The following is a 23,979-nucleotide window of genomic DNA, read 5'->3' as shown; positions in this document are numbered from 1 at the left end:
ATACTAAATACGCCATTTTGGGCGGAAAATCAAAGCTGCACATCGACTGTGCAGCTGACTTGGCGGGCCTTGGCACGGGCTTCGTCGATGCTGGTCCCGCGCGCGATGGCCACCCCCATGCGCCGCTTGCCTTGCACGGCGGGCTTACCAAACAGGCGCAGCTGGGTATCCGGCTGACTCAGCGACTCGCCTAAATGACTAAAAGAAACATTATCCGACTCACCGGCGACTAAAATCACAGCCGAGGCGGAGGGGCCATGCTGCACGATGTTGGGGATCGGCAGCCCTAGAATCGCTCGGGCGTGCAGCGCAAACTGGGAGAGGTCCTGGGAGATCATAGTCACCATGCCGGTATCGTGGGGGCGCGGTGATACTTCACTGAAAATGACCTCATCCCCCTTGATAAAGAGCTCCACGCCGAAGATGCCGCGTCCACCAAGCGCATCCGTAATTGCCAGTGCGTAAGCCTGCGCCTCCTTGAGCGCGACGGGTGACATCGGCTGCGGCTGCCAAGACTCGCGATAGTCGCCGTCTTCCTGCGTATGCCCGATCGGATCACAAAAGGAGGTGCCGCCGACATGACGCACGGTGAGTTGGGTAATCTCGTAGTCGAAATCAACAAAGCCTTCGACGATGACCTTCCCCCTGCCAGCACGCCCACCTGCTTGCGCGTAGTCCCATGCCGCTTTGATTTGCTCGGCAGTCTTCACCGTGCTTTGGCCCTTGCCGGAGGAGCTCATGATCGGCTTGACCACACAGGGCAGGCCGATGGCTGCAATCGCAGCATTAAATTCTTCTTCGGTGGCCGCGAACCGATAAGGCGATGTCTTGAGGCCCAGTTCTTCCGCTGCCAAGCGGCGAATGCCTTCGCGATTCATAGTCAGCTGAGTGGCCCGCGCGGTGGGGATGATGGTGGCGACACCTTCACGCTCCAGTTCAGCCAATGTGTCGGTGGCGATCGCTTCGACTTCCGGCACCACATAATCAGGCTTTTCCGCTTCGATAATCCGCCGCAGGGCTGCGCCATCCAACATGGAAACGACATGCGCCCGATCTGCCACCTGCATTGCAGGCGCATCCGCATAGGCATCCGCCGCGATCACTTCGACGCCGTAACGCTGAAGCTCGATGACGAGCTCCTTCCCCAGTTCTCCCGAACCGCAAAGGAGCACTTTGACCGCTGAAGATTTAAATGGCGTTCCAATCGTGACATTCATGATTGGGATATGACGGGGAAGACGATTGCGCGTCAAGCATGCGACTTCGAATCTAATCGCGCGTAATCGCGTCCATTCGTGGTTTCAACAGTGCAGAAGCTTCCTTGGGATCTTCGCTCAAACTCGAACAAGGGCCTACATCGTCCATTCGTACTTCAATTCGGCTGAAGGGATAGGGCACATAAAAACGGTCCCAGCTCTTCAAGCGCCAGGCCCCCGAGTAGTTAAAAGACAGCAGGACAATCGGTGCCCCGGTTTTCAGCGCAATTGTCACCGCGCCCGATTTCATATCATAGAGCGGACCGCGCGAGCCGTCGGGCGTCAATGCCACATCGTGACCGTTTCGTTGGGCCGCGATGAGGTCACGTACTGCCTGAGGGCCACGCTTATAGCGAGAGCCGCGGACGGGGTGCATGCCTAGTTGTTTAACAAATACGGCGGGCCACGCGCCATCTTTGCTGGCGCTAATCAAGGTTGCCAAGCGCCGCTGCCGGAAGTAGCGCACATAAAAAAGCGGTGCGGCAAACAGCCGATTATGCCAAAAAATGACAACCGACGGCTCTGGGTCGGCATCGATAAAGGCCTGCACATCCGCGCCCCAGTGAAAGCGCAAAGTGCGTCCCCAGAGTCGCATCAGCAAGGCGAGCACCGCCAACAGCAAGCGCTCATGCCACTTTAATTCGGCAGGACTTTGATGGGTGTCAGACATAATATAGTGAAAAGATGATCGCTTGCTGCATAATGGCAATGTCCTTTGATCGTATGGCCGATCCATCTTTAGTCTATTCACGAATCAATCAGCTGTGAATAGCTTCTGCTTGCCTTGAGGAAGTGTCAGCGCAATCTCCCCCTTCCATGCCAGAAAAAGATAAAGAATTTGTCCATCTACACGTCCACACAGATCATAGTCTGCTGGATGGCTGTAGCCGGACAGATCGCTTATGTGAACGAGCTGCCGAGTTGGGGATGAAGGCCCTCTCGATTACGGATCATGGTGTACTTTATGGGCTGACCAGTTTCTTTAAGCAGGCGGAAAAACATGGGGTCAAACCATTATTGGGCTGTGAGATCTATCTGGTGTTTGAGGATGAACTCGCCACGATCAACGAGGAGCGTGCTAAGCAAAAATCCAGACACATGGGGCTGCTTGCACGAAATTTTACGGGTTACCAGAATTTGTGCAAAATTGTTTCAAAAGCCCATACGCAGGGCTTTTATCGCAATCCCCGGACCGACTTGAAGACGCTGGCTGCGCACAGTGAAGGCTTGATCGGCTTCTCGGGGTGCCTCGCGGCTGTGATTCCACAGCATTTACTTAAGGGGGAGTTTGAGCGGGCCCGTGCCGCCGCGGCTAAGTTTATCGATATATTTGGTAAGGATTACTTTATTATCGAGATTATGGATCACGGTATCGAAGAGCAGCGGCGCATCATACCCGATCTGCTGAAGATCGCTACCGAGTTTGATCTTAAGGTCGTTGCCACCAATGACGTTCACTACGTTAAGAAAACTGATTGGGAGCCTCATGACTCCCTGCTGTGTATTCAGACCGGAGCTAAAATACGCGACGAGAAGCGTATGCGCTACGATGCACAGCAGTTTTATTTGAAATCGCGCGAGGAAATGGAGCTCGCCTTTAAGGAGGTACCCGAGTCCATTACCAATACATCTGCGGTTGCGGAGATGTGTGAGGTCAAGCTGCCTTTTGGAGAGGATCATTATCCCGTCTATGAACGTCCCGCGGAAATCGAAAGTGGCAACGATCACGTCAACTTTGACCGAGTGCTCGATATTTACGTCGCCAAGAAAAACGAGATTCTGGTACGCGACGACAAGGAGCCGATCGAGCTGACTGAGGCTGAGCGCATTAAGCACAAGAGTAACGGACTATATCTTTTTGAGCTTTGTAAAATCGGGCTTAAGGAGCGCTATGGTACTGATTATGATGCCTGTCGTGAGGACTGGGAGAATGCCACCGCTAAGGACAAGCGCTATTGTGAACAGCTTGAATATGAGCTTGCGATTATTACTGGCACTGGATTTGTCGATTACTTCCTGATTGTTTGGGACTTTATTGCGTGGGCACGGGAACAAGGGATTCCCGTCGGCCCCGGTCGTGGTTCGGGCGCGGGTTGTATCGTGGCCTACGTTCTCAAGATTACGGATATCGATCCGCTGAGTTTTGGTCTTCTCTTCGAGCGGATGTTGAACTTGGAACGTGTCTCTCCGCCCGACTTCGACGTCGACTTCTGCATGCGTCGCCGTGACGAAGTGGTGAACTATGTCCGTGATAAATACGGAAAGGACCGAGTGGCTAATATTATCACCTTCGGTACCTTTGGAGCGAAGATGATTATTCGCGACTTGGCACGTGTGAATGATCTGGAATTTGCGGAAGCCAATAAGTTGGCCAAAATGATCCCCGATGAGTTGAATATTACTCTGGATGATTCAGTTAAGAAATCGCCCGAACTGGCTGCTGAAGTGAATCGCAATCCGATCGCTCGTTCGATTCTAGATCAGGGGCGCGTGATCGAAGGTATGATTCGCAATACGGGTAAGCATGCCTGTGGTGTCATTATCGCCGACCAAGATATTACCAACCTAATTCCGGTCACACTTCAAGAAGGCGATTTAACCACTCAATATCCCAAAGGTCCTTCGGAGGACTTGGGCTTACTCAAGATGGACTTCTTGGGGCTCAAGACCTTAACTGTGATTTCTGATTCAGAAAAAAATGTGCGGATGACGCGCGATATGCCCGATTTTAACGTCGAAAAAGTGGCACTGGATGACAAGGAGACCTTTGACTTACTCAATTCCGGGCGCACCACGGCAGTCTTTCAGTTGGAATCCGGAGGAATGCAGCAACTTTGTCGTCAGATTGGACTGAGCTCGTTTGAAGAGATTATCGCTTTGATCGCGTTGTATCGTCCGGGGCCGATGCAGTTTATTCCGCAGTTCATCGAAGGTAAAAAGGATCCTTCCACTGTTCAGATCCCGCATCCTTTGCTAAAGGAATTGGTGGAGGAAACATATGGAGTCCTAGTCTATCAGGAACAGGTGATGCAATCGGCGCAAATCATTGCGGGCTATACGCTTGGGGGCGCGGACATTTTGCGTCGTGCGATGGGTAAGAAGATCAAGTCGGTGATGGACGAGCAAAAGGGCGTCTTTATCAAGGGGGCCAAAGAGACCAACAATATTGATCGCCGTACTGCCGAATCGATTTTCGCCCTGCTAGAGAAGTTTGCACAGTACGGTTTTAATAAGTCACACTCCGCTGCGTATGCGATGCTTAGTTATCGCACCGCGTATCTTAAGGCCAATTATCCAGTGGAGTTTATGGCCGCAGTGCTCACCTCCGAGCAAGGGAACGCTGATAAACTCTCCAATTTTCTCGCGGAATGTAGCGCGATGAATGTGCCAGTACTCAGCCCGGACGTTAATGAATCCGGTGCGGATTTTACACCCGTAATTGAGAATGGTGAAGGCTGCATTCGCTTTGGTATGGCTTCAATTAAGGGAGTGGGCGAAGGGGCAGCCAAAGTGATCATCGCTGAGCGCGATGCCAATGGTACCTATAAAGATTTTTCAGATTTTATTGTGCGCAATGCTGATAAAGCTGTAAATCGCCGAGTGATCGAAGCGCTGATTAAAACCGGTGGTTTTGATTCGCTGGGGGAAGATCGTGCCAGCCTATTGGACGGTCTTGATTCTGAGTTAGCTGAGGCCGAGAGTGCCCGCAAGGATCGAGAAGCGGGCCAGAGTAGTCTCTTTGATATGCTTGGTGATGATTCCGGTATGGCAGATGAAGATAAGCCGGGTAGTAATCGGCGCACCGTTGAGGAGATGGGGATGACGGAAAAGCTGCGCTATGAAAAAGAGTTGCTGGGGTTCTATATTTCCGGTCATCCGATGGATGCCTATGCGGCGCTCGATGACGCTATCGATAGCTTTCGTCATCCTGACGATTTGTTCAATTTCGACGATCGTAGCACCTTCCGACTCTGTGGCATTGTGAGTAATTTACAGATTAAATATACCCGCAAAGACAGTAAGCAGATGGCAGTTTTTAACTTGGCCACACGCAGTCATAGTTTTGAGATGATTATGTTTCCTGATCCCTACGCGAAAGACGGGCATCGGTTAGAGGATGGGAAGCTTGCCTTGATTCAGGGAATTATTGGGCGGCGAAATGGAGAGATGAGTCTTGCTGCGCACAATATTTTCGATCTCGAAACTTCGATTCCAAAACTCATACAGCGCATCAATTTTATCCTCTACCCGAATAGTAAAGCCATTGAGTTCATTACTTTACTGCGCGATACTATCGATGAGCAGTATGGAGAAACTCGGGTGAATATTAGTTTTCTGATCGAGGATCAGATCTTGGAAGCGCAGACTGCACAGTCGCTCACTTTTACGATTTCTGGTACCAATTTTAAATCCCTGCGTCGCCATCCTGCCCTTGCTGGGGTGCGTATTGAAGCGATCGATTTGAAACCTATCGATGATCGTAAGCCATGGGAGAAGCGCGGTAAAAAATTTTAATATATGCTCCCGATTCACGAACAGTTTTACACCTTTCAGGGGGAAGGTATATATGCTGGACGGGCGGCATATTTCATCCGCACCTTTGGCTGCCCTGTGCACTGTCCTTGGTGCGATTCAGCTGGGACATGGCATCCAGACTATGTCCCTAAACAAATTCAGCGCTTGGACGTCGATTGCTTAGTTGCCGAGGTTGCCAAGACAAACGCAGAATTTGTAGTCATTACCGGTGGCGAGCCTGCTATTCACAATTTAGCGCCTCTAGTGGATGCCTTACATGAGCTAGGACAGAAAGTTCATTTAGAAACGAGTGGTGCCTTCGTAATCAAGGGAGACTTTGACTGGATTACTCTCAGCCCCAAACGTTGGAAGCTGCCGTTGTCAGTGAATTTAGAGCGTGCTCACGAGTTTAAAATTATTGTCGATACGCCAGAGGCTATTACCGAATATACTGCTTTGCTTGGTGATACCCTAAAACCTATCTGGTTGCATCCGGAATGGTCTCGGCATAACGATGCGGCTACCTTGGATGCCATTACCGAATGGGTGAAGATGCACGGCGCACCATTCCGGGCTGGCTGGCAAATGCATAAGCACTATGCTGCAGATTTAAAAGACAGCCGCAGTGCGCCTGCGGCTCCACTGGGCGGAAATCCGCAGCAAGGCTTTTAAGAGTCACAGCATTGAGTCCGTGGTTCCAGGTCGAATGACAAAAAAATCCCGCAGCACGGGCTGCGGGATTGGGTAAGGCGGGTATTGAGCTCGGCGGTTAGCCGTCGATTTGCTCTTCCAAGAACTCGAATAGCTCGGCTTCGGTCACGCGGCGTTGTTCGCAGGTGTCGCGGTCGCGTAGGGTGACGGTGCCGTCTTTTTCGATGGTGTCGAAGTCGATGGTGATGCCGAAGGGGGTGCCGATCTCGTCTTGACGGCGATAGCGACGACCGATCGCGCCGGAGGCGTCGTAGAAGACGTTCCAGCGGCGTTGTAATTTCTTGTAGAGTTTTTCCGCTACTTCCACCAGTTCGGGCTTATTCTTAAGTAGCGGGAAGACGGCGGCTTTGACAGGGGCAATCTTCGGGCTGAATTTCATTACAGTGCGCTTTTCGACTTTGCCCTTGTCGTTGGGCACTTCGTCTTCGGTGTAAGCAGCTGTCAACACGGCCAGCAGTGTGCGGTCGACGCCGAGCGAAGGCTCGATAACGTGGGGCACATACTTGGTCTTGGAGCTTTCATCGAAGATCTCCATCGATTTTCCGGAGTGCTTCTGGTGCTGCTGCAGGTCGTAGTCGCTGCGGCAGGCGATGCCCCAAAGCTCTTGTTCGCCGTGTGGGAACTGATACATGAGATCAGTCGTTGCTTGCGAGTAGAAGGAAAGTTTGTCTTCGGGGTGGATATCTTCGGTGATGCCCTCGCGAGAGAGGCCGATCGAGACCAACCAGTCGGTGCAGGTGTCGATCCACTCGCGGTGGAGTGCCTTCCAGTCAGCATCGGGCGCGATGAAATATTCGATCTCCATTTGCTCGAACTCGCGTGAGCGGAAGATGAAGTTGCGCGGTGTGATCTCGTTGCGGAAGGCCTTGCCGATCTGTGCGATGCCGAAAGGAATTTTCACACGACCAGTATCGACGATGTTTTTGTAATTGGCGAAGATACCTTGGGCGGTTTCGGGGCGCAGATAGGCGACCGCGGAGTCGTCGGCGAGTGGGCCCACCTTGGTTTCGAACATTAGTTTAAATGCGCGCGGCGCTGTTAGCGTGCCGACCTTGTTGGCGTCTGGCGCGAGCGTCAGTTCGCGCTGTGCATCTGTGGCCTCGGTAAATTCCGTGTGGTCGCTGCTGAGGGCGGCTTCGTCCAGCTTCGACTGCTTTTTGTCGAGATTGTCGCGTAGCTTTTTGGCGCGTTTAATGATGCTGGCGCCGTCGGTGCCTTCTACAAATGCCACATAACCGACGTTTTCGCCGTCCAGAATGACGGGCGCGAAGAACAGTTGGTCGGCGCGGTAGCGACGCTTCGATTCTTTACAGTCGACCAGAGGGTCGGAAAAGCTGTCGATATGTCCGGAGGCCTTCCAGATGTTGGGGTGCATGATGATGGTCGAGTCCAAGCCTTCGATATCGTCGCGGCGTTGCACCATGTCGCGCCACCAAGCTTGCTTGATGTTGTTGCGTAACTCGACACCGAGTGGGCCGTAATCGTAGAAGCCATTATAGCCACCGTAAATTTCAGAAGATGCGAAGATAAAACCGCGGCGTTTGCAGAGGCCGACGATATCTTCCATAAGTGCGTCATTGGATGCTGGAGCTGTCATAAGCGGTCCAAAGATGGTGTTTGCGTGTGAGGGGTCAAGTGTAGGTACGCTGTCTTAATCATAATCGTCATCTTACTCAAAATTCGGGTGCAGTGGATCATGATTTTGAATAAGAGCTAGCTTCAGCAAAAGTGCCCAGTTTGCGGCTGGGCGGCAGAGCCAACCCAGCTACGGAGGGTGCGACTTTTGATTGCGGTTGTTAAGCGTAGGCGGGTTGACTTGTCGCCCGCTCCGAGCATGAGCTGGGCTTGCGGCTGGGCGGCGTAGCCAACCCGGCTATGGAGGGTGCTCATGACAAAATCCTGACAATCCTTTTACGGGGGCATGACGACATTTGAGCGGCGATTCGATATTCTGTGGGGGCAATCACGCATTCTCTCAAAACAGATCAATATTATGAAAAATCGAATTCCTAAAGTTTTACTCACCTTGGCGCTCGTCTGCGGGCTGACCGCCCAGGCCGATATTATTCGCACCGCTGAAGTTCTGCAGGTCGATGCGGCGCTGGATCGTCCAGTGGTGCCTGCGAATCAGGCAGAGGATGTGGTGGTCCAAATTAAAATTCTACCTTCTGATTTACCGAACGATCGAGAGCGCCCGCCTGTGAATCTAAGCTTGGTGCTGGACCGCTCCGGCTCGATGAGTGGTGAGAAAATTGAACAAGCGATTCAAGCGGCAGAAGTCGCCGTTGGGCGATTGGGGCCGCATGACCGGGTTTCGGTGATTATCTACGATCATGATGTCGAAACCTTGGTGTCGTCGCAGCATGTTACGCCAGAGGGACTTCGGGCGATGAAGCGTGCGCTGCGTCAAGTTACGGCACGGGGCAATACTGCGATTTACGCAGGGCTGAGCCAAGCGGCTGCTGAGCTGCGGCGTCATCGCGAGGACGGCTACATTAATCGTATGATTTTGCTCTCGGACGGTTTGGCCAATCGCGGTCCTTCGCAGGTGGTAGATTTCCGTGCTCTGGGGCGTGCGCTGGCCGGTGAGGACATGGTGATCAGCACCATTGGACTCGGTCTGGGCTTTAATGAAGATATCATGACGACTTTGGCCGAGGCCGGGCAGGGGAATACGTATTTTGTAGAAAACGCTGACGACTTACCGCGGATTTTTGCGGGTGAGCTGGGCGATGCGCTCAATGTTGCGGCTACCAATATCGAAATCATCGTGCGTCCGCGTGGAGGGGCGCGCATTATCAAGAGTCTTGGGCGGGAAGCCGAGCTCAACGACGGTAGCGCACGCTTCCGTATGCCACAGGTCTATAGCGGTCTGGAAAAACTGGCGCTGGTCGAAGTGCGTGTGCCCAAAGGTGTGGTGGGAGCTGTGGAGGATTTGATCGAAGTCGAAGTCAATTACACCGCGGTAGGGGAGTCACATGCGCGTTCACAGCAAGTGTCGGTGCCGATTCGTTACACCGATGAGGTGGAGCAAGTTGTGGCCGCTGCGCGCAAGGACATTGCACAAAACGTAGTGGAGAATCGCGTGGCCGAAGCAAAGGAAGCCGCCATCGTTTATGCTGACGCCGGCGATCGTGACGAAGCGTCCAAGCGCCTACGCAGTGTTGCGGGGCAAATCTCCGCTGATTATGGCTTTCTTGGTGACGACTTCGTCGCCGCACCAAGTGCCGTGATGGAGAGTGAGGCTGATGAGGTGCAAACGAAGGGTTTTTCCAACGAAAAGCGTAAGAGCTACCGCGCCGATAGTTACCAGTCTCGCAATCAACAGTCGGTGCAGTAAGGGCAATCGTAGTGGCTGCTTTAGCTGCCGTATCCATCGTGCTTTGGCTCTGCACGGTTGAGACGGAGCTCAATCCTTCCGTGATTCTCTATTTCAAGCTTCTCAAATTCATCACCTTCCACGAGTATTCGAACTATGCGTTTCCGTCCTGTTATATTTGCCTGGTGCCTCCTCTTCGGAGCCACGTTGGCGATGGCTGCGGCTGCGTGGTGGTTGCTGGGGCGCGAAGCCGATCGGGTGGAGGCTTTGGCCGCCGGCACTTTGGCCAACCGGACGGCATCTGTCGCCGAAAGTATTGATTTATTAATGGGCGAGTTGCGCGACGGGGTCCGCGAGGGGCTGGTTGCCGTGCGGACGGTGCCGGAGCCGCGCATCGCGCTGGCCGAGTTGGTTGAGGGCAATCCTTATATCGTGGCAGGTTTTTACTTTCGCGGCTCAGACGCGGTGACGGCTTGGTTCGGTGAGCGCGGGCAATTGCCGTCGCCAAGTTCGCTTCGGCCGGGGGACGGTGAATTTCCCTGGACTTTGCCTGATTTTGAGGACGAGCGTTTGTTGCCGGAGGATGTGGTGCAGGCGGCCCCAGTTGCCGCGCGTACGTCCAGTGCGCCGAGCGATGCCTATGCGGCGGCCCCTGCAGCTGCGATGGAAATGGATGCTGTCTACGCAAGCGCTGGAGATGAAATAGAAGTGCCTGCGGTGCAGCATAAGGTTGTTTCGCAGAATATAGCTTTGAAAGAGCAACGTGCTGCGGTGCGTAAGGTCAACGTCGATAATCGGGTGGGGCTTCGCAGTATTTTTAGTTCCTTGGCAGAGGACGAAGCCGAATCGAAGGCGGATGTGGCAGACTTCGCGGAGCTGCCTATGCCAGCTTCGCCAGCGCGGCAGCGCTCAGGTGCTGCGCAGCAACTGGCGGACCGCGCTCCCGAGCTGAGCTCGCGAGAGGATGGCGCTGACGCACGCGCACCGATGCGTCAAGCGTGGGTGAGTTCCATGGTCGGCGGGACTGAAGCGTGGATGGCGTGGAGTGGCTTGCCGGATCGTGAGAACTATATTGGCGTCTGGCTAAACCGGGAGGCCATTGTCGCCGAGCTTTCCAAAGCGATCAGCCTGTCGCAAAACGAGGGGCTGCGGTTTCGCCTAGTGGATGCGCAGGGGCATGTGGTCGCGGGAGATTATGCGCCGCGCTATGGTAGCCGCGAAGTATCGTTGGTGCCAGAGCTGTCTCTCGCAGTGGGCAGTGCGCTGCCGCAGTGGCGAATCGAGACCTTTCGTGCCAATGGCGAGAATACCTTTGGCAGCAGCTTTCGGTTGGTGGGGGGGCTCTTTATCGTGGGACTGAGTGCGGCGATCTTGCTCGGCTCGACGCTCTTGATTTGGCAAGCGCGTCGCGATGCCCGCGATGCTGAGCGTAAGACCACCTTTGTGGCGAATGTATCGCACGAGCTGAAAACGCCGCTGACCAGCATTCGCTTGTTTGCCGATATGTTGTACGCTGGACGTGTCAAAGATCCCGACAAGCAACGCGTGTATTTGCAAAATATGGTCAACGAAACGCAGCGGCTCACGCGTCTGGTAAATAACGTGCTCGATTTCAGTCGGCTGGAACGCGGCCAACATCGCGGTCAGGTTGCGGCGATTGAGTTGAGCAGCGCCGTTCGAGAAATTGTTGCGGCTCAGGCCGATCGCCTGCAAGCGGACGGCTTAAGTATCACGGTCGCGACGCCGGATGAGATGTTGGAAGCCCATGTCGACCGCGATGCATTGGAGCAAATACTGCTCAACTTGCTCGATAACGCGGCCAAATATGCTTCCTCCGGTGAGCGCGCGGATGTGGTGCTCACGCGTGAGAGCTCCGGCTGGTGCTTGCGCGTCACTGATTACGGAGCCGGCATCCCGGCCGCCGAGCGCAAACAAGTCTTTAACGCCTTTCATCGATTAGATGATCGTTTGACTGCAGAACGCCCCGGCTGTGGGCTCGGGCTCAGTATCGCGGCGCGATTGGCCGAGGAAATGGGCGGCACGCTCAAGCTCGAATCAAATCACCCCAGCGGTTGTTCCTTTATTTTACAAATCCATGGCTGATCCCAAACAGATTCTCATTGCCGAAGATGACGCGAGCATTCGCCTGATCTTGGTCGATCTTTTAGAAAGCGAGGGCTATCGTGTGGCCGTCGCGACTCAGGGCGAAGAAGCGCTCGCGCTCTTTGAATCTACCAGTCCCGATCTGGCGATTCTCGACATTATGATGCCTCGCTTGAGTGGTTACGACGTCTGTCGCTCAATTCGCAAAAGTGACGCGGCCCTGCCCATCATTATGCTCAGCGCCAAGAGTGAGGAGATCGATAAAGTGCTAGGCCTCGAACTGGGCGCAGACGATTATATGACCAAGCCCTTTGGCGTACGTGAGTTACTGGCGCGAGTGAGTGCCGCACTGCGGCGCGCCGCCAACAGCACTTGCGCCAACCAAAGCGGCGCGGAGAGCCCGGTGTACTTTGGAGACATCCAGCTCGATCGCGCGCGGCGTCAATTATTACGCGGCGATCAAGAGCTTCCGCTGACTCAATTAGAGTATAAGCTGTTGCTTGCATTTATCGAGCATGCCGACCGCGCGTTGAGTCGCGATGAGCTGCTTAACGCCGCCTGGGGCATCGATTACCAAGGGACCACCCGCACCTTGGATCAGCACGTTTCGCAGCTACGGCACAAGATCGAACCCGAACCCGCGAAGCCGCGCTATCTACTGACTGTGCACGGTTACGGCTACCGCTATAAGCCTGGTGAACTTTTTGATGCCTGAATGCGGGACGCTTCCAATTGAATCAAATCATATTTTAGATCTGCGCCCCAGCGGTAGTTCATTGGGCCATGATCTGCGCGAACAACTCGGTGGCAGGGGATGAGTATGGCGATACGATTACTCGCGCAAGCGGTGCCAACGGCTCGTGCTGATTGTGGACGTCCGATCATGTGTGCCACTTCTCCGTAGGTCTTGGTCGTTCCCGGAGGAATCGTGCGTAAAGCTGCCCAAACCTTCTGCTGAAATACGGTGCCGCGCAGATCTAGTGAGATGGTGTTGGGTAGGCTGGGTGCTTCGAGACAGCTGACCACATTGATGAGCAGTTTTTCAAAGTTCGCGCCTGAAGGCAGTCGTAAGGCGTTTTTAAATTGAGCATGAAAATGCTTTTCCAATGACTGTTGTTCTTTTCCGAGTGAAACCCAACATATACCCACCGCAGATGCGGCGACCAAGGCCATGCCTAGTTTAAATGGAACCAATCCGTATTGGATGGTTTCTCCTGTGCCATGCTGCTTAAAGCACGATGGCTTTGTGTCGGACTGTGTTGGTGCGCTATAATCTGCGGATTTTTTATGGAAGGCTGCTATCGTCATAGAATTACTCTTTGTCTCTTATTGAGATCAGCTTATCAGCTTTTCCCACGGGCCGGTGATGGCTAGTGTCATACCATTTTTCTGAATATTGACGAACATTGTTTTTCCATCGAGTGAGAAACAGGCACCTGTCGGTTCGGAATCGGTATAGGCGTTACGCGCAAACTCGAAAAGTTTACCTTCGGGCGTGATTCCTACGATTTTACAGGTGTCGTCCGCGTCTCCGCAAATGAAGAGAGCTCCGTTGTTTGCAATGGTCAGGTTGTCACAGTTCTTCAGCAGCGTTTGATCATTAGACTCTATGAAGAGTTCGATGTGGCTCGGCGCTTCGAGCTCTAGCGGGGTCCCCTCATACTGGCTTGGGGTGTAGCGAAAAATTTGCCCTAGTTCCTTTGCGCCACCATTGGTACAGGCGAAATACACTTCCCCGTCAGCGTACCACATGCTCTCGCCGCGCGCAGCACCTTTTTTGTAACCCTGGTAGCGCAAATCATCGTCAGGCGATTCGACATTGTCGATATCCACCCACGTGACATCGTGTAGTCATGTCTTTATATAATTTGAATTGTTGGAGTTAAGCAATGCGTTCGAGTTGTATGCCTGTGACATTTAGGTAACTGATGTTACGAATGTAGGCGCACGGTGACGGGGGTGAAAAAGCGACAGCTGTATCTCGCAATGAACTTGATTTAACTATCTTTGGCGGCATTGCAGTTGCTAATTATGTATTCGATATCAAAACAATCACTCATTTATACTGCGAGTTGCCTCATACTGGCAGGTGCAGTTTCGGCTGCTGATCTCACAGGTTATGTGACTGATCAGAAATCAGGTAATGCGTTGGAAGGCGTTAAGGTTACGCTGCCTGAACTTAAATTAGACACCACGACAAGTCGTAGCGGCTACTACAGCTTTTCAGGGATCGATGCTGGAGAATATACAGTGGTCTTCGATTATATCGGAGCGAATAAGAATGTAATTAAAGCGGCTGTGAGTGAGACCCACGCTGAGTTGACGGATGTGGCGCTGACACTCTCATTTTATGAGCTGACTGATTTTGAGGTTAGCGCTTACGAGTCGGCAAATGCGAAAGCGCTTAATTTGCAACGTAGTTCCGAGAATCTACGCAATGTTGTTTCTGCGGACCTTTTCGGTCAATTTGCGGATACGAATGCAGCAGAGGCATTGAATCGGCTACCTGGCATCTCAGTTGAGCGTGACCAAGGGGAAGGTCGATTTGTGATCATACGTGGTATTGATCCGAATTTAAACAGTGTTGCCATTGATGGTGTGACGTTGGCTGCGCCATCTGCGGGTGAACGTAGCACACTATTGGATACGATACCAATTGAGGTGTTGAACACACTTGAGGTGACGAAAGCTGTGACGCCTGATCAGCCTGGCGACTCGATCGGTGGTTATATTAATCTACGCACTCCCAGTGCTTTTGATTTTGATGGGCGTGCTGCCAACCTAAGTAGTGCACTTCTTTACTCTGATTTAGTTGATGAGGCCGGCTACAAGTTTAATGGTTTCTATGCTGATACTTTTGGTGCTGAAAAAGAATGGGGTTTGTTTCTTTCCTTCGTCAACTCAGAGCGCACATTTGGTTCGGACAATGTCGAGTCTGATGAGTGGGTTGAAGAAGGCGGTTCATGGGTGCCGGATGATACCATTGAGTATCGCGAATACGATTTAGTGCGAGAGCGCACTGGTCTTTCGGCGGCCATCGAATATAAGCCAAGTGAGGATCGCCTCTTCTTTCTACGTACAAGCTATAATGAATATACAGACACGGAAGTTCGAGACCTTTCTGCGAGTTCATTTGCCGGCGATTTTAGCGGAGTGAGTGACTCTAGTTTTAATAACGATGAGATTGAGAGTGTTGTTGAGCTGAAAGAGCGCGAAGAGAATATGCGTATCTTTGTCACTTCTATTGGTGGCGAGCAGACATTCAGTGATTGGTCAGTTAACTATACGCTCGCGTATTCACGAGCAGAGGAGGAAACGCCTTATGACCGTGAAGTCATTTATGAAGCTGACGGAACTTCCTCTGGAACTGTATCGAATGCATCCGGCTATCAGCCACATCTCGGTGGTGCCACAGCTGGTGTTGACTACAGCGATCCATCGATCTTTGAATTTGATGAGCTGACAATAGGTGATCAACTCGTCGAGGAAACAGACATCTCGGGGAAACTTGATGTCAAACGCGACTTTAATGACGGCGTTCTTCGCTACGTAAAGTTCGGCGGGATCGCACGTGCCAAAACCAAGGAGAGTGATTTTGATCAGCGATCAGCTGACGATGATACTGGTATTGAAACAGCCAATCTTTTTCGCCAAAGTAGTCGTCGCAATCCATTTCATCGCCCGACTCCTAGCTTAGACACAGGTATCTTTAATTATGCGGAAGGAAATCTTCTTTTTGTGGATGATGTTGTCGATTCCACTATTGAAGACTATGAAACTGACGAAGATGTTTTAGCAGCTTACCTTATGGCTTCTTTTAACATAGGTGAATGGGAATTGATCGCAGGCGCACGTGTTGAGCATACCGATTTTAGCACTGAGGGCTTCGCTTATGACGAAGATACAGATACCATCTCTGACGTGAAATTCGACAAGGACTATACCAATCTGTTGCCTGGTATTCACTTGCGTCGCGAGTTCGGGGATGAGCTCGTAGCCCGCGCTTCGTGGACCAATACCATCGCGCGGCCAACATTTGATCAAAGTCGCCCAGGGATCGAGCGAGAGGGCAATGAAGTCACGCGTGGCAACCCAGACTTAGATCCCTATGAGTCGATGAATTTCGATGCCTCCCTCCAATACTACAGCCAAGATTATGGGGTCTTTGGTTTTGCGGTTTTTTATAAGGATATCGAAAACTTCATTTATGAGCAGACCTTCGACGTGGGCCCTGATGAGGTCACGACTTTTGAGAATGGCGAGTCTGGTGATATACTTGGTGTTGAGTTGAGTTATTCGAAGCAGCTGGATTTCTTGCCTGGCGCATTCAGAGGGTTGAGTGTGCAGGCAAATCTAACACTCACCGATAGTGAAGCTGATGCGCAGCGTCCTGATGGTGGTGAGATGGCGCAGATCAGTTTCCTGCGTCAGAGTGATATGATCGGCAATCTTTCCTTGGCTTGGGAGTATGATCGTTACTACCTACGTATCTCGGGCAGCTACCGCGATGACTATTTGGATGAACTAGGCGAGGAGTCTTATCAAGACCGCTACGTCGATGATTTTTTCCAGGTTGATCTCTATGGAAGTATTCGCCTCTACAATGGGGTGAGTGTTTTTGCGGAGGTCAATAATCTGTTCAATGAGCCGTTGCGCGCTTATTGGGGCGAGTCGGGACGCCTCGCGCAACACGAAGAATACGGAGTTTCCGGCTCAGTTGGTGTTAAATGGAGATTCTAATCAAGAACTGAATAGTTTATAAAACAAAATTTAAAGCAGTTATTAACCATGAATTATTTTAAGTCCTTGTCCTTAGCAATGTGTGCATTCGCTAGTAGTTCCAATGCCTTGGAGTTGCCTGTGATCAACGAGGTGTTTTTTACGACTGACCAAACGCGCGAGAATATTGATTCCCCTGCATCGTGGCACGGCCCCGCCGGAGAACACTTGCTGTTCGCAACCAGTAAGGAGGGGCATTCGGTCAATGTCTTTAATGCCACGAATGGTATCATGCTCCAGCGCATCGGAGGGCATGGGATTGAGCTTGGACAGTTTGATCGTCCTAATGGCATCTGGGTGGTCGACAACCTGATGTTAGTAGTCGAACGTGATAATCAGCGGGTACAGGTGCTAAGCATTCCTGACATGAAACCATTGACCAGCTTTGGTGAAGATGTACTCGGTAAGCCCTATGGCCTTTACGTTCGTAAGCGGAATCATATGGAGTATGATGTATATGTGACGGATAATTATGAAACGCCGGAAGGGGAAGTCCCTGCGGATGCTGAGCTCGGGCGTCGCGTGCAGCGCTTCTTGCTCGAAGTCGAAGGAGACAGCGCCGAAGGCGAATGGGTGGCTGCGTTTGGGGATACCTCAGGCGAGGGCCGTCTCTACGTCGTTGAGTCGATTCATGGAGATCCAGCTCATCAACGTCTTTTAGTCGCGGACGAATTGGAAGATTCGAATAAGGGTCGTGTTGTTAAAATTTATGACTTAAACGGTCATTACACTGGGCAAAATATCGGTCAGGGAATTTTTGAAGCGCAGGTTGAAGGCATTGCTCTTTACGAGACCAGTGATACGAGTGGTTATTGGATTGTGACCGATCAGAGTAAGACTTCGAATCGCTTTCATCTTTTTGATCGTGTGAGTTTGGATTATCTAGGCGGTTTCGAGGGAGCTTATACGCTGAATACTGATGGAGTTTGGGCGACTACAAAGGTCGGTGATCGTTATCCCATGGGACTCTTTTATGCATGCGAAAACGACCGTGCGGTTTCTGCCTTCGACTTTGCTGACATATTTGAGGCTTTAGGATTGGACGCACCGCATCAGAGTCTAGTGGAATAAACACATTAACCAGAGCAAAAGTTCCGCCTGTGTGGGCGTATGTGAGGTTAAGGGATGTTGGAGGCCCGCGGCGAACGGCCATGCAGGTGCATGGCCGTTTGTTGACACGTTGTATCTCGCTTCAAATGTAACAGGTTCACAAAAATAAAAATACTGTGATAGCATGGTGTAGCGCTGGTTTGCACGGCTACGTCTTTTAATCGATGATCTGGAAAATATGAGCGGGGCAGGTTTGTGGGTTGAGCTCGAGATAGGGTGCGGTGCCGTGCCAGGTATATTCGAGAGGAGTTTCGGCGAACTGATCCACTAGACGCAGGCTGCCGCCGTGATTGAGGCCAAGGATTTCGGGTGTTAGGTCGAGTGTAGCGACTTGTTTGTTTTCCCAGTCCATGTTGACGACTACGATGAAGCGGTCAGTCTTTTCGAAGTTCTGCTTTAAATAGGCGATAATGTGAGTGTTGGTGCAGGGGATGAACTGCACATTAAAGGTGCGCTGGAAGGCTTCGTGATTGTTGCGGATGGCGTTGACACGACTGATTTCGGCGCGAATGTTGCCGGGCTTGTCGAGGTCCCAAGCCTTGAGCTGATACTTCTCACTGTGATTGTTTTCCTCTTTGCCAGGATAGGGCTCATGGTCGAGCAGTTCGTAGGCGGGACCGTAGATGCCGATGTTGGAGGAAAGTGTGGCCGCGAGTATGTAGCGACCGATGAAGGTGGCGCGGTTGCCAGTTTGTAGATCGGCGTGCAGAATGTCGGGCGTATTGGGCCAGAAGTTGGGCCAGAAATACTCCTTGGAGTCGCCTTGGGTGAGTTCTTCGACGTATTGCTGCAGCTCGGCTGCGGTGTTACGCCAAGTGAAATAGGTGTAACCGTGAGTGAAGCCGCCCTTGGCTAGGAAGTATTTGCGCTTGGGCCGGGTGAAGGCTTCGGCGAGAAAAATGACTTCGGGATGCTTGGCCTTGATGTTGAGGATGCACCAGCGCCAGAACTCCATCGACTTGGTGTGTGGGTTGTCCACGCGGAAGACTTTGACGCCCTGCTCGATCCAATATTCGAAGACGTTTTTGAGCTCGTCCCAGAGGTTTTCCCAGTCGTCGGACTCAAAGTTGATGGGCAGGATGTCCTGGTATTTCTTGGGCGGGTTTTCGGCGTATTGCACAGTGCCGTCCGGGCGCCAGCGGAACCACTGTGGATGTTCTTTAACCCAAGGGTGATCCGGGGCACATTGGAAGGCGATATCCAGGGCAACCTCCATGCCTCGCATCTCCGCCTCGTCGAGAAAGTGCTGGAAATCTTCGAGGGTGCCTAGCTCGGGGAGGATTGATTTGTGGCCGCCTTCGGCGGCGCCGACTGCCCATGGGCTGCCCACGTCGTCGGGACCGGGAGTGAGGGTGTTGTTTTTGCCTTTTCGGAATTCGCGACCAATTGGATGGATCGGTGGGAAGTAAACAATGTTGAAGCCCATCTCATGGATCTGGGGCAGACGTTTGGCAGCATCTCTAAAGCTGCCATGGGTGATGCCGTCGCCAACACAGGAGCGTGGGAAATACTCATACCAAGCGCTGAAGGCCGCGAGCTCGCGTTCGATCAGCATTAGCGAGCGGGCGCTGGTGGTCTCCCAGGCGCGTTGCGGGTAGCTACGCGCGATGTCGGCGACGTGACGGCTGTAGGCGAGGCTGATACGCGTTTCGATGTCGGCGCTGGAATCGGCGAGGTGAGTGGCCCATTCGCGTAGTTGTTCGGCGTGGTATTCGCTGGCACGGGCGGCTGCGTGCTCGAGCAGTTCGGCGCCAATGCGGCATTCCAAATCGAGAGGGACGCCTTCTTGGTGCTTTTTCTTAAAACCTTCATACCAGCTGCCGTAGTGGTCGATAACTCCGGCGACTTCGTATTCGAAGAGGCCGATGCTATCGGTGCGGTAGGTCGTTTCGAATTCGTCGTTACCCAGCGCTTGCATGGGGAGCACCTGCCATTCTTCCGTTTCTATTTTGCGAACTCGTAGTTCAATTTGGAGTCGGTCGTGCGAATCTGCGAAGGCGTTTGCCTTGAAGGGGATCCAATCGCCGATGACCCGTTTGAAGGGGTTGCGCCCACCGTCGATTGACGGGGTGACGTAATCGATGACGACACGGCGAGTGCCTGCGGTTTTTGCTAAGAGAGACATTTTACTGTTTGAGTGAGGCGTAGAGATCGCGGGTTTGTTGAGCGATGCTGGTCCAGCTGAATTGTTCGACGGCGCGTTTGCGGCCGGCTTTGGCGAAGCGTTCGCGCTTTGCGGGGTCGTCCATTAGGCGGTTGACTTGATGTGCCAGGTCCTTGGCGTAAGCGGTGGGATGCAGCGGAGCGAAGGGGCTTTCGTGTTGTTGGGCGACGGGGACCAGGAAGCCGGTTTCGTCGTGGACGACAACTTCGGGAATCCCACCGACAGCGGAGCCGACTACGGGAGTTTCGCAGGCCATGGCTTCGAGATTGATAATTCCGAAAGGTTCGTAGATGGAAGGGCAGCAGAAAACGGCGGCACCGGAATATAGCTGGATGATGTCGGTCTTATTGACCATCTCGTCGACCCAATAAATGCCATCGCGCTCTTGGCTGGCTTCGGCGACGGCGGCTTTCATCTCGGCAGCGATCTCTTGAGTGTCGGGTGCACCGGCGCAGAGTACGACGTTATAACTCTCGTTCATGTATTTGATCGCTTCGACCAGGTGGATGATGCCCTTTTGGCGTGTGATGCGGCCGACGAAGAGTACGTAAGGCTTGTTATTAGGAATATTGAACTTGGTCAGCGCGGGGCTGGGGTCGACGGGTTTGTATTCTTCAGTGTCGATGCCATTATAGATCACATGTACTTTTTCGGGGGCTACGTTGAAGTGTTTTAGGATGTCGGTTTTGGTGCCTTCGGAAACGGCGATGACGGCGTCGGCCATTTCGAGTGCGGTCTTTTCGACCCAGCTGCTGAAGTCGTAGCCGCCTTGGAGTTGCTCGCGTTTCCAAGGACGGAGGGGTTCCAATGAGTGACCGGTGATGACCAGTGGGATGCCGTAGTTCATCTTAGTCATAATGCCGGCGAGATGGGTGTACCAGGTGTGGCAGTGTACCACGTCGGCCTGGTTGCCGTCGGCGTTATAGCTGATGGCTCGCTGGGAGCTACCGAAGATGGAGTGTAAGTGCTTGGGGGCTGTGTATTGGCTGGTGTCGACGGGGTAGCCTTTTACCCTGAGCGGGTAGTCGCTCTGTTTTTGATCGCCGAAGGCGCGCACATCGACGTCGACATCGGGTAGTTTGGCGAGTTCTTTGGTCAGATATTCAACATGCACTCCTGCGCCGCCATAATTATAAGGTGGATATTCATTACTGTAGATGAGTGCATTCATAGGCGATTGATTCAGTCGGGTGCGATAGGCTTCGTTATTAATCTTAAACAACGAGCGTGCTCAAGGCTTTTTAGAATTGTTGTAAGCGACTTGATTTTTGGAGTGAATCGGTGTCTGCTATAGCCTCTATCACTTCTACTTGAGCCTTATTATGAAAAACTATCTCTCTCTTGTGCTTGCCGCAACTTTTCTATGGACGACAACATTAAATGCAGCGGTTGAGGTTGGAGCGCAGGCTCCTGACTTTACCCTGACAGATACGACGGGCAAACAGCACCGTTTGTCAGATTTTACGGGACAGTATGTGGTGTTGGAGTGGACGAATCGTCATTGTCCCTTCGTAATGAAGCACTATGGCGAGGGGGATATGCAGGCTTTGCAAGAATCGATGACTGCCGATGGTGTGGTTTGGTTGCAGGTGATTTCCTCTGCTGAAGGGAAACAGGGCTATGTGACTCCTGCTGAGGGCGAAGTCTTGCGTGAATCTCAAGGAATGCACTCGACTGCCATGTTACTGGATACATCCGGCAGTGTCGGGCGGCAGTATGATGCGCGTACGACGCCTCACATGTATTTAATCAACCCGGAAGGCACTTTGGTCTATCAAGGTGCAATCGATAGTATCAAATCGGCCCGCCAGAGTGATATCGCCAAGGCCAAAAACTATGTGAAGGCCGCTTACGAGAGTGCTAAGGCTGGCGAGCCAGTTGAGGATGCGACAACGGTGCCTTATGGGTGCAGCGTTAAATATTAGTGCCGCATTTTGAGGGGACGGCTTATTCTGCGGCGAGCTCAAGGGAGCGTGCTTTGGCGGCAGCCAAGGCTTGATCGATGAGACCGCGGAAATTGCCTGCCTGAAATACCTGGAGCGCTGCGGCAGTCGTGCCTCCTGGTGAGGTGACTGCATCGCGTAGCTCCTCGGGGCGATCTTCGCTCTCGGCAAGTAGCATGGCCGCGCCGAGTAGGGTGTCGATGGCGAGAGCATCTGCCAGACCTTCGTCCAAGCCGCAGTGGACCCCCGCGTCACGTAGCGCGGCGGCAAATTCAAATACGTAAGCTGGGCCGCTGCCGCTGAGTGCGGTGACCGCGTCGAGGTCGATTTCTTCGACCTGATGGAAATTGCCCAGAGAGCTGAGGGTGTTGTCTACGATGGCTGTGTCTTTTTCTGATAGCTCACGCAGAGGCGCGAATGCAGTCACCCCGGCGCCAATCTGACCAGGCGTGTTGGGCATGGTGCGCACTACATTGCGCGCGTGAGCGAATTTCTTGCTGAGGCGACTGAGAGGAGTCCCCGCCAGTATCGAAAGCACCAGTTTGCCGCGGGCGGCTTCAGCGAGTTCGGGGCTGATTGCTGCGAATTGCTGTGGCTTGCAGGCAAGCACCACGGCTTCCGCTTGGTAGAGTGCGGGTGTGATGTCTTCCAGAAATTGAATGCCAGTGGCTTCTGCGAGTGCGGGGCCGGTTGGGTCCTTGCCACAGGTGCAGGCGATTTCTTCAGGTGTGTAGTGCTCTTTTTCGAGGAGACCTCGAACAATGGCAGAGGCCATGCGGCCCGCTCCGATGAATACAATACGTATGGACATATTTGGTATAATAATGGTTTTGCTCTATGGGTGAGCGTGGCTGAGTGATGTGCGCTTTGAAATGTGGATCTGCAATCGATTTTTCAGTCTTATAGCGCCTTATAGCGGATGTGTGAGTGTGGCAATCGCGCCGCCGTCTGGATTCTCCTTTACATAGAGTTCGCCATCCAGATTGCGGATTGTATGGCGTGCGATGGTGAGCCCCATGCCGCGCCCGACTGAAGTTTTGGTCGTAATGAAGGGTTCAAAAAGTGTTTCGCGAACTTGCGGGGCGATACCTTCGCCTTGATCGATTACCTGAAGTTGAAGCATCGCAGGGCCTCGCTCGCGTTGGATGCTTGCTTTTAATTGAATATTGCGCTCTTGAGGCGGTGTGTCCTTAGGGTAGCTTTCCCATGCGTTGGCGAGTAGCTTTCCCAGGATGATCTCAAAGGTCTCCGCATTGGCAGAGATTTGAGTGTCTTCTTCCAGTGAGGATTCCACGTTCACTTCGGCGTGGACTTCATAGTCGTCGTTAAAGCGTTCAATACTACTATCAATTAGGTCGGCGACAGTCAGTGCGGTGAGTTCCAGTCGCTCATTGTTGGCGATGGTGCCGAGTTGTCGGATAATGTTCACCATGCGCGTGATGGCGTGGTCCATTAGACCGACACTGCGTTTGACCATGTCGGGGCTGTCATGGCCGTTTTTTATTAAATCGAGGTAGCCTACCACGACACCTAATAGATTATTTAGATTGTGGGCAATCCCTTGAGTAATGGCGCCTACCGAGGCAGCTTTGCGAGCATCTCCCAAGCGTTCTTGTAGTTGCAGGTTCTCATGAAACATCTCTTGTAGGCGCAGTTGGGTACGTACGCGGGCAAGGGTTTCATCCAGGTCGATGGGTTTCGTGATATAGTCGACCGCGCCAGCCTCCAAGCCTTCAAGTTTTCCTTCTTTAGAAGCTTTGGCGGTGATGAATATGATGGGGATTGTTTCCGTCTTTGGGTTGGATTTCAGGCGTTGACAGGTTTCGATACCGTCCATTTCCGGCATCATGATATCGAGCAGAATTAGGTCCGGTTGATTGGCCTCGACTATTTGCAGGCACTCACGTCCATTATAGGCAACGTAGACCTCCATGCCCTGACGCTCAAGTTTACGTTGGAGTAGCTTGATGTTAATCGGCTGATCATCAACGACTAGGATTTTAGGCTGCTGTTTTTTGCTCAAAATGGGCGTTGTTCTGTGGTGAGTGATCGTAAAACAAGTGATGTTTTGCGCTGTTG

18 protein-coding genes are annotated in these 23,979 nt (G+C 52.6%); 8 read left to right on the top strand and 10 right to left on the bottom strand.

The genetic code is table 11. The features are described from left to right. Positions 1–29 precede the first annotated feature (29 nt). Both purT and QEH59_RS06125 read right to left on the bottom strand, forming a co-directional pair. Positions 30–1,217: a formate-dependent phosphoribosylglycinamide formyltransferase gene (gene purT / locus QEH59_RS06130; protein ID WP_308984479.1), complete on the bottom strand. Its 1,188-nt coding sequence runs from the start codon at positions 1,215–1,217 to the stop codon at positions 30–32. A 52-nt stretch (positions 1,218–1,269) separates the two neighbouring features. Then, a complete protein-coding gene (locus QEH59_RS06125) occupies positions 1,270–1,926 on the bottom strand; it encodes a lysophospholipid acyltransferase family protein (RefSeq protein ID WP_308984478.1) in 657 nt (218 codons plus the stop codon). 146 nt (positions 1,927–2,072) lie between these two features. Here QEH59_RS06125 and dnaE point away from each other — a divergent pair, with 146 nt between their 5' ends. Then, the gene (gene dnaE, locus QEH59_RS06120; RefSeq protein ID WP_308984477.1) at positions 2,073–5,771 is read left to right on the top strand and encodes a DNA polymerase III subunit alpha; all 3,699 of its coding nucleotides are present in this window, start codon (positions 2,073–2,075) and stop codon (positions 5,769–5,771) included. 3 nt (positions 5,772–5,774) lie between these two features. Further along, complete coding sequence (locus QEH59_RS06115) at positions 5,775–6,443, top strand: 7-carboxy-7-deazaguanine synthase QueE (protein ID WP_308984476.1); 669 nt, start codon at positions 5,775–5,777, stop codon at positions 6,441–6,443. A 97-nt stretch (positions 6,444–6,540) separates the two neighbouring features. Here the strand turns inward: QEH59_RS06115 and QEH59_RS06110 are convergent, their stop codons facing one another. Together QEH59_RS06110 and QEH59_RS06105 are read right to left on the bottom strand one after the other, a co-directional pair. Further along, complete coding sequence (locus QEH59_RS06110) at positions 6,541–8,079, bottom strand: glycine--tRNA ligase (RefSeq protein WP_308984475.1); 1,539 nt, start codon at positions 8,077–8,079, stop codon at positions 6,541–6,543. Between the two features lie 122 nt (positions 8,080–8,201). After that, positions 8,202–8,372 carry a hypothetical protein gene (locus QEH59_RS06105; protein WP_308984474.1) on the bottom strand — a complete coding sequence of 57 codons (171 nt, stop codon included), beginning with the start codon at positions 8,370–8,372 and terminating at the stop codon, positions 8,202–8,204. A gap of 103 nt (positions 8,373–8,475) precedes the next feature. On the opposite strand from QEH59_RS06105, the gene QEH59_RS06100 reads away from it, so the two are divergent. The 3 genes from QEH59_RS06100 to QEH59_RS06090 all read left to right on the top strand — a co-directional run bounded on the left by QEH59_RS06100 (position 8,476) and on the right by QEH59_RS06090 (position 12,619). Next, positions 8,476–9,822 (top strand): vWA domain-containing protein, encoded by a 1,347-nt coding sequence (locus tag QEH59_RS06100; RefSeq protein ID WP_308984473.1) that lies wholly within the window; start codon positions 8,476–8,478, stop codon positions 9,820–9,822. A gap of 135 nt (positions 9,823–9,957) precedes the next feature. Continuing rightward, the gene (locus tag QEH59_RS06095; RefSeq protein WP_308984472.1) at positions 9,958–11,904 is read left to right on the top strand and encodes a sensor histidine kinase; all 1,947 of its coding nucleotides are present in this window, start codon (positions 9,958–9,960) and stop codon (positions 11,902–11,904) included. Then, the gene (locus tag QEH59_RS06090) at positions 11,897–12,619 is read left to right on the top strand and encodes a response regulator transcription factor (RefSeq protein WP_308984471.1); all 723 of its coding nucleotides are present in this window, start codon (positions 11,897–11,899) and stop codon (positions 12,617–12,619) included. The genes QEH59_RS06095 and QEH59_RS06090 overlap by 8 nt, the downstream gene beginning before the upstream one ends. Here the strand turns inward: QEH59_RS06090 and QEH59_RS06085 are convergent. Together QEH59_RS06085 and QEH59_RS06080 are read right to left on the bottom strand one after the other, a co-directional pair. Further along, complete coding sequence (locus tag QEH59_RS06085) at positions 12,589–13,212, bottom strand: methylated-DNA--[protein]-cysteine S-methyltransferase (RefSeq protein ID WP_308984470.1); 624 nt, start codon at positions 13,210–13,212, stop codon at positions 12,589–12,591. The genes QEH59_RS06090 and QEH59_RS06085 overlap by 31 nt on opposite strands. 27 nt (positions 13,213–13,239) lie before the next feature. Then, positions 13,240–13,737 (bottom strand): alkaline phosphatase PhoX, encoded by a 498-nt coding sequence (locus QEH59_RS06080; protein WP_308984469.1) that lies wholly within the window; start codon positions 13,735–13,737, stop codon positions 13,240–13,242. Positions 13,738–13,935: 198 nt separating this feature from the next. On the opposite strand from QEH59_RS06080, the gene QEH59_RS06075 reads away from it, so the two are divergent. Further along, positions 13,936–16,644 carry a TonB-dependent receptor gene (locus QEH59_RS06075; protein WP_308984468.1) on the top strand — a complete coding sequence of 903 codons (2,709 nt, stop codon included), beginning with the start codon at positions 13,936–13,938 and terminating at the stop codon, positions 16,642–16,644. Positions 16,645–16,692: 48 nt separating this feature from the next. Beyond that, positions 16,693–17,754, top strand: coding sequence for a phytase (locus tag QEH59_RS06070; protein ID WP_308984467.1), 1,062 nt, complete (start codon positions 16,693–16,695; stop codon positions 17,752–17,754). Between the two features lie 196 nt (positions 17,755–17,950). On the opposite strand, the gene QEH59_RS06065 is transcribed toward QEH59_RS06070, so the two are convergent. Continuing rightward, complete coding sequence (locus tag QEH59_RS06065; RefSeq protein WP_308984466.1) at positions 17,951–19,918, bottom strand: alpha-1,4-glucan--maltose-1-phosphate maltosyltransferase; 1,968 nt, start codon at positions 19,916–19,918, stop codon at positions 17,951–17,953. 1 nt (position 19,919) lies between these two features. Next, positions 19,920–21,179 carry a glycogen synthase gene (glgA, locus tag QEH59_RS06060; protein ID WP_308984465.1) on the bottom strand — a complete coding sequence of 420 codons (1,260 nt, stop codon included), beginning with the start codon at positions 21,177–21,179 and terminating at the stop codon, positions 19,920–19,922. 100 nt (positions 21,180–21,279) lie between these two features. On the opposite strand from glgA, the gene QEH59_RS06055 reads away from it, so the two are divergent. Continuing rightward, positions 21,280–21,882: a thioredoxin family protein gene (locus QEH59_RS06055; RefSeq protein ID WP_308984464.1), complete on the top strand. Its 603-nt coding sequence runs from the start codon at positions 21,280–21,282 to the stop codon at positions 21,880–21,882. A gap of 22 nt (positions 21,883–21,904) precedes the next feature. On the opposite strand, the gene proC is transcribed toward QEH59_RS06055, so the two are convergent. Continuing rightward, complete coding sequence (proC, locus tag QEH59_RS06050) at positions 21,905–22,711, bottom strand: pyrroline-5-carboxylate reductase (protein WP_308984463.1); 807 nt, start codon at positions 22,709–22,711, stop codon at positions 21,905–21,907. A 99-nt stretch (positions 22,712–22,810) separates the two neighbouring features. After that, positions 22,811–23,923, bottom strand: coding sequence for a response regulator (locus QEH59_RS06045; RefSeq protein ID WP_308984462.1), 1,113 nt, complete (start codon positions 23,921–23,923; stop codon positions 22,811–22,813). Between the last annotated feature and the right edge of the window lie 56 nt (positions 23,924–23,979).

This window comes from Thalassobacterium sedimentorum (assembly GCF_031127905.1).
GTDB lineage: Bacteria > Verrucomicrobiota > Verrucomicrobiia > Opitutales > Coraliomargaritaceae > Thalassobacterium > Thalassobacterium sedimentorum.
The sequence above is the reverse complement of the archived record's forward strand: the minus strand, read 5'-3'. Positions and strand labels throughout refer to the sequence as shown.

What these genes read in the sequence shown, in the direction of transcription:
- purT (WP_308984479.1), bottom strand. Translation starts at nt 1,217, where the DNA reads ATGAATGTCACGATTGGAACGCCATTTAAATCTTCAGCGGTCAAAGTG.
- QEH59_RS06125 (WP_308984478.1), bottom strand. Translation starts at nt 1,926, where the DNA reads ATGTCTGACACCCATCAAAGTCCTGCCGAATTAAAGTGGCATGAGCGC.
- dnaE (WP_308984477.1), top strand. Translation starts at nt 2,073, where the DNA reads ATGCCAGAAAAAGATAAAGAATTTGTCCATCTACACGTCCACACAGAT.
- QEH59_RS06115 (WP_308984476.1), top strand. Translation starts at nt 5,775, where the DNA reads ATGCTCCCGATTCACGAACAGTTTTACACCTTTCAGGGGGAAGGTATA.
- QEH59_RS06110 (WP_308984475.1), bottom strand. Translation starts at nt 8,079, where the DNA reads ATGACAGCTCCAGCATCCAATGACGCACTTATGGAAGATATCGTCGGC.
- QEH59_RS06105 (WP_308984474.1), bottom strand. Translation starts at nt 8,372, where the DNA reads ATGAGCACCCTCCATAGCCGGGTTGGCTACGCCGCCCAGCCGCAAGCC.
- QEH59_RS06100 (WP_308984473.1), top strand. Translation starts at nt 8,476, where the DNA reads ATGAAAAATCGAATTCCTAAAGTTTTACTCACCTTGGCGCTCGTCTGC.
- QEH59_RS06095 (WP_308984472.1), top strand. Translation starts at nt 9,958, where the DNA reads ATGCGTTTCCGTCCTGTTATATTTGCCTGGTGCCTCCTCTTCGGAGCC.
- QEH59_RS06090 (WP_308984471.1), top strand. Translation starts at nt 11,897, where the DNA reads ATGGCTGATCCCAAACAGATTCTCATTGCCGAAGATGACGCGAGCATT.
- QEH59_RS06085 (WP_308984470.1), bottom strand. Translation starts at nt 13,212, where the DNA reads ATGACGATAGCAGCCTTCCATAAAAAATCCGCAGATTATAGCGCACCA.
- QEH59_RS06075 (WP_308984468.1), top strand. Translation starts at nt 13,936, where the DNA reads ATGTATTCGATATCAAAACAATCACTCATTTATACTGCGAGTTGCCTC.
- QEH59_RS06070 (WP_308984467.1), top strand. Translation starts at nt 16,693, where the DNA reads ATGAATTATTTTAAGTCCTTGTCCTTAGCAATGTGTGCATTCGCTAGT.
- QEH59_RS06065 (WP_308984466.1), bottom strand. Translation starts at nt 19,918, where the DNA reads ATGTCTCTCTTAGCAAAAACCGCAGGCACTCGCCGTGTCGTCATCGAT.
- QEH59_RS06055 (WP_308984464.1), top strand. Translation starts at nt 21,280, where the DNA reads ATGAAAAACTATCTCTCTCTTGTGCTTGCCGCAACTTTTCTATGGACG.
- proC (WP_308984463.1), bottom strand. Translation starts at nt 22,711, where the DNA reads ATGTCCATACGTATTGTATTCATCGGAGCGGGCCGCATGGCCTCTGCC.